The organism is Dapis purpurea BLCC-M126, from assembly GCF_050015975.1.
Lineage (GTDB): Bacteria > Cyanobacteriota > Cyanobacteriia > Cyanobacteriales > Microcoleaceae > Trichodesmium.
Map to the genome: position 1 here is coordinate 8201 of NZ_JBNHER010000207.1, position 6630 is coordinate 14830.

Here is a 6630-nt window from a genome sequence, read left to right on the forward strand (position 1 = left end):
AGGAATTGAGGCTTTCTGTATTGATATCACCAGTCTGAGTCGAGATAGTAATATCACCCCCAATTCCTGAGTTTCCATAATCGGAATCAGAATCGTAAGAGGAAGAGGAAGAGGAAGAGGAATTGAGGCTTTCTGTATTGATATCACCAGTCTGAGTCGAGATAGTAATATCACCCCCATCTCCTGAGTTACCATAATCGGAATCAGAAGAGGAAGAGGAATCAAGCCCGTATGTAATGATATTGCCTCCTGCGTCTATAGTAATATCACCCCCAATTCCTTGAACAGCACTAGAATTAATCAGACCTGTAATAATATTGTTGTTAGCTTTGAGGTCAATTATTCCTCCATCACCAGTTTCGCTCAAACTGCGGATATTTCCTACATGAATATCACCATGAGTTGCTTCTAAGTTTATCGCTCCACCACTTCCATTTCCTCTTCCTCCACCAACTAGAGGATTACGCAATAACAGTTGTGTACCTGTAGCGATTCCCCAAGGTGCACCATCACCTGATCTGTACAAAGTGCCACTATCACCATCAGCAGTATCTGTCACCCTCAAAGTCCAAGTGCCACTGGGGTTTTCTCCATTAAAATCTGCTAAATTTCCTTGGGGACGATATGTACCATTAAAAGGAGCATTACCATCACTAATATTTGTAGAAGCATTATCATCCAACACAGTATCCTGAAAGTTCTCTCCACTATCACCAACACCAGCAAATAATGTTACTTCCTGCCCTTCGGGTGATTCAAGATAAACTTCTAAGTCTGAATTATAACTATGTTCGGCAGAAAAGCGTACATCTAGATTTTCTACAGTTCCCAAGTCACCATCTACAGTAAAAGTAAAGGTTGCATCCCCTGCTGTACCTTCTGCTGGTATTGCTCCCCCTTCATCCACATCTATAGTAATTAATTCTCCACCAGAATAAACAGGCAACCAAGAGGTATCAATATTCCCCAAAATAATTTCAGCACCAGCAATAGTCAAATTACGCCCATTAGTCTTAATAGTATCCGCTCCATTCTCAAAAGTATCCGGGTTACTTCCAACATCCGCCTCATTATCCAACATCTCTACAACACCAACTCCATCCCCATCCACATCCGCACGAAATTCTATCTCCCCACTCCCAGGCAGAAATTCCAACACATCATCCTCTATATCCTCAACAGTAATATCATTTGTCGCTGATAACTTAACATCCGCATCCCCAGAAGTTTCATCAAATTCATCATTTATCCTAATATTAGTAGCAGACAAAAAAACACTTTCCCCACCACCTTTTATTCCACTACCCGTAGCAACGATATCTCCCGTCGCTTCAATATTTATCGAACCATTTGTATCAGTAACTTCTGTTGCTTCGATATCCCCTCCTTGGGAAGGGGGGGATATTTCTGCTTCTGAATTATTCTCTACTATTTCCTGAGTAGAAAGACTTTCTGTTAAACTCACATCTCCATCACTCTTAATATCAATATCTCCTCCAGCAGTAACAATACCATCCACATCCTCACTCACATCACCAATATTTACATTCCCTACATCAAAAAATACCCCACCACTGCCAGAAACCGCCTCTAAATTTTCCACATCCAACCGCAAAGGAGCATCAGTTAAACCTATTCCACCACTGCCAGAAGTTTGAAATAAAACACTACCCGCATTAATCAAAGAATTTGATGAAACTCTAGCAATATTTCCCCCATTAGCATTAACTAAAACCTCTCCCGTTGTGGTTAAAGAAGCTAGATTTATATCTCCTACTTCTCCTAAATTTCCTAACTCAATATTAATAGTTCCACTACCAGCATTTAACGTCGTTCCATCTAACTGATTTATCGAAGCTGCCCCTTCACTCCGGTTAGCAATATTCATCTCATCATTATTACCAAGTAAATCAATATTTCCATTCCCAACTGATGTATCAATATCCGCATTTATATTAATACTTCGACCAGCTTTTAATTCTACAGACGAATCAGTTTCTATCTTTTCATTAACTGTTATATCATTGTCAGCTTCCAATATTACATTCCCTGATAATTGCCCAATATTTTCTGCACTAATTGTCACATCTGCATTGTCATCTTGAGCAAAAGGATCTATTGGTGCTTCTATTTCTGTTGTTTCTGAACCTTCAGCAACTTCAGAATTTTCAGTCGTTTCTACCTCAGTATTATTTTCTAATGCTTCTGTTTCTGTCGTTTCTGAGCCATCAGCAACTTCAGAATTTTCAGTCGTTTCCACCTCAGTATTATCTTCTTCTGTTTGCGAACTATCATAATTTTCTGTTTCTCCTATCGTCACACTTTCTGGTTGTGAAAATATTGTTCCTTCATCTCCCAATGCTGTAGTAACATTCACATTTCCATCAAATGTTAAATCTTGTTTTCCCGTAACTTCAACAAACCCTCCATTACCAGAAAATTCTCCTCCTTTAGCACTAATATTTCCGTCAAAATTAGTAGTTCCATCAGACCAAATTATTACTCTTCCTCCATCTCCATTTTCAATAGCATTAGCAGAAATAATTGAGCCACTATTAACAGAAGTTTGTTGAGAATTGAAAACTGTACTACTCTCTTGAGAGTCACCTCCAATTAATACCGTACCTCCACCATTTAAACCATCGGCATTAATAGTAGTATCAACCAGAGCTACGCGATCGCCCAGGACATTTACTTGGCCTCCGATCCCCCTTCCGTCCCCCTTAGAAAGGGGGAGACTGGAAGTATCCCCCCCTTCATAAGGGGGGTTAGGGGGGATCGAAACATCTATATTTCCAGAAGCGATCGCCGTTCCTGCTACGTCCTCAACCGCTGTATTTGAAGCTGTCAATACCACTTCTCCACTTTCATTCACAGTTATGGATGTGGCGTTCATGTCACTCCCACCTGTTAAAAGTTCAGGCAAAGATTGGGGGGTAATACTTACGGTTTCTGACTCACTCCCTGTTGTTGAGGGTACTTCTAAACTTAATAAATGTCCTGGTTGAGATATTCTCAGGGTACTCCCACCTTCTACTGCTGCGACAGTAATATTACCCCCTGGGGTGGAGAGTTGCCCAGTGTTGATGACTGTTCCACCCAACAAAGTTAGATTTTCTCCAGGGTTTAAAGTTAAATTTCCTTCATTAACTATAGCACCCGGAGTTGAAACATTAAATCTATAGCCACTGGGGTTTCCGACTAAATTTGAGTAGTCGTTTGTGCCCATTGCCTTAAACCAGTAATTGTTGTTATCAAAGCCAATACCTGTAGCAGTCGTAACGCTGAATGAGGCGGGTATATTGAGGGTAGCATTTGGGCCGAACATTATGCCAGCGGGGTTCATTAAAAAGAGATTGGAATTACCCCCGATGACTTGGAGCAAACCATTAATATATGAGGCATTTCCTCCTGTGACTCTACCGAGAATGTTGCTAGTGTCTGGGGTAGTAAGGAAATTCGCGGTTTGGTTGGTGGGGACATTAAATTGGTCAAAACTGTGGAATAGATTAGCCCCATTACGAGTGCCACCCTGGATATCAAATTGATTGCCGTTTTGATTTACCGTTGTACCTGTACCGTCGTTTGCTGGAGTTATAGGTTGAGAGTTAGCGGGGGGAGCTACAGCTAATGTACTTAAAATTATGGCTAAAGCAGTTGTATTATAATAATCTAATTTAATGTGTTTCATTAAAAATCTTGAGCAATTGTGGTAGATAAAAAATCAAGGAATTAGTAGAAACACTCTGATGAATTAAATTTATAATTGTTAATTTAGAAAATTGATACTCGATCGAATATTCTTTTCTTTATATTTTTATTATATCCGTTTTTTTTTCAAAATCCAACATCAACTTTAGGGAAAATCAAAATTATTCAAAAGTAACCAGCTTTATATACCCAATTTAGGATCTATTTGTGTACTACTTATAGCGGTTTTCACAAAGGTAGACTACAAAATTTCTTCCTTCTCTCCTAGATAACTAAAGCCTTCTTCCTTCTTCCTTTAAACCCAAATCTCTGTATTCTATATTAATGAAAACTGCTATAAATATAGGGGGGTGGGGAGTGTGGGGATGATGAGGCGTATTAGGGAATAGGAAAAAATAAATTATCCAATTTTTGAACTAGATCTGGAAAGTTTCGCTGCGTCTATTCCCTACTCCTTATATCATGTCCGGTTGAATAGTTATAATTAAAGCTTGTAGTTGGGCTTTAGCCCTATCTACAGTTCGGGCTAAAGCCCAACTACAAACCATATACTTTTTTATCACTGATTATTCGGACATTATATTACTCTCTACTCCCTAAGAAGCTATTTGAGAAGTATTGCAAACCGATGAATCTTAAAAACCTAACCCCCCTGCCCCCCTTGCCTACAAGGAAAGTGGGGTTAATAATAAGCCTCTCTCCTGGTAGGAGAGAGGTTTGGAGAGAGGTTCTTATGAGTTTACAAACAGTTTCTAAGACTCTGTGCCTCAAAAATTTACTTCCCTGTTTAGTCAAATAAATATTTCCTGTAAAGTCTGTTTCTCGCCCTTATTAGATCATATTAAAGCTCGTAGTTGGGCTTTAGCCCGAACTATTAATATTATGTTCGGTTAAATAGTTATATATAATTAAAGTTCGTAGTAGGGCTTCAGCCCGAACTGTAGATAGGGCTGAAGCCCTACTACAAACCATATACTTTATTATAAGTGATTATCCCAACATGATATAAGATAGGGCTGAAGCCCTACTACAAACAAAAATTTCTTTATCACTAATTATCCGTAACATTCTTTTTTAAAATTGGTATTATCAATTATCAATTATCAATTATCAATTATCAATTATCAATTATCCATTATCCATTATCCATTATCCATTATCCATTATCCATTATTAATTACCACGGACTACCAATCATCATAAATCCTGACCAATAATAGGGATGAGATAAATCTTGATTTTTAAACTTCCCTAATGTTGGGGGTAACACCACTGCGCCACGAGCAGTTGTTCCCCTTAACTCCCCATCTGCAATAACTACTTCCCCACGCAACATTGCTAACTGCGCTTGTCTGAGCGCTTCTGCCTTAATCTTGGCATCATTCAAATGAGTATAAAACTCTGTCATTAAGCCTAATGTTCCTTCATCACTAACATACCAAATACTTGCTAAAGCTGACTTGACTCCTGCTGCTACTGCTAATCCCGCAAATCCTAACTCGGCATTTTTGTCTCCGAAGGCGGTGCGACAAGCGGATAATACTAACAATTCTACTGCTGGTTCATTCCACCCTAACTCCCTAATTTGGTCTAACTTTAATTGTTCGTCTCCCCAGAGCTGAATATAAGATTTGTTAGCTTTTCCTGGTTTAAATTCTGCATGAGTCGCTAGGTGAATGATGGGATAGGGATAATTTTCTCGTTGAGCTAAGAGGTTATTGCGGGTAAATTCTCCATTGATGAATTTGCTGCCTTGCCATAGCTCTTGAGAAATTGTTTCTAACTCTGTGGGTACTGCTGGTAATTCACTTTGCTCAATGAATTGACTTGCTCCCATTGCTAATACTTGACTATCTTGAAGTGGTTGGTAGTTGGTATCCATTAAGCTGACACTAGGAATTAAACTGAGACTATATTTTTCTATCAGAAATTGTTCCCCGTCATGTAATGCTGCTATAGGTAAGGCACGCAAACCTTCATCCATACTGAATAGTAGGGTATCAATCTTGGCTGCTTCTAGTTCTGCTGCTATGGGTGCAATGAGCCAATTATATAATTTTTGGGCTGGTGGTAGATAACTATCAGTAAAACGACGAGCAGGATTTGTAATTTGTGCGCGTAACCTTAAGACAGCATTTATTAGTTCTTTTTGACTGGTGTTAGGAATATTTTTGAGAATAGGTTCGCTATCTGGTGTATATAATACCAGTTGTAGTGAATCTGGGTAGGCAGTCACATAGATAATTGCTGAATTGTTACCTGTTTGATTGGCAATATCAATTAGTGCTTCCCGGATGTTTTTTGAGGATATAATTTCAGTTGATAGGTTTAACTCAAGGTAGTCAGTAAATTCATTATTGCGAGTTTGTTCTATCGTTGTCAATGTTGTGGAATTGGCAGCTACAGTTAGGGGTATGGTATTCACAATATTGATGCTTTCTAAAGCAGTAGTAGTATCTGTGTTGATGTTTACTTTCTCGCGATCGCTCAGTTGGCTTGGGAGATTAGGATTATTTGTGGTTGTGATGGTGCTATTACCTTGCACTGACTCGATAATTTGAATAGTAACAGGATTTAATACTTGATTGTTAAATGGGGTAATATTTTCAGTTATGCGAGTTCGAGTTATTGGCGGTTGCACTATGTTGGGTGCAGTTACAGGATTTACTTGCGGTTGCGCTATGTTGGGTGCAGTTACAGGATTTACTTGCGGTTGCACTATGTTGGGTGCAGTCACTGGATTTACTTGCGGTTGTGCTAGGTTGGGTGCAGTTACTGGATTTGCCGGAGTCTGAGGTGATAGTTGTGACAAAGTGTTATTTATTGGTGTTAATAGCGTTGGGTTAGCTTGAATGATTTCACCAGTATTAAGTTCTCCACCTGGTTGGTTGATGATATTTGTGGTATCCCCGATAGCTG

2 protein-coding genes are annotated in these 6630 nt (G+C 39.1%); both read right to left on the minus strand.

Translation table 11 applies throughout. The features are described from left to right. On the minus strand, positions 1-3691 hold a 3691-nt coding region (locus tag ACP6PL_RS18040), incomplete at its 3' end, for a two-partner secretion domain-containing protein (protein WP_426546653.1). Between the two features lie 1197 nt (positions 3692-4888). Next, positions 4889-6630, minus strand: a 1742-nt coding sequence (locus ACP6PL_RS18045) for a CHAT domain-containing protein (protein ID WP_426546654.1), incomplete at its 5' end; no start/stop codon positions are given.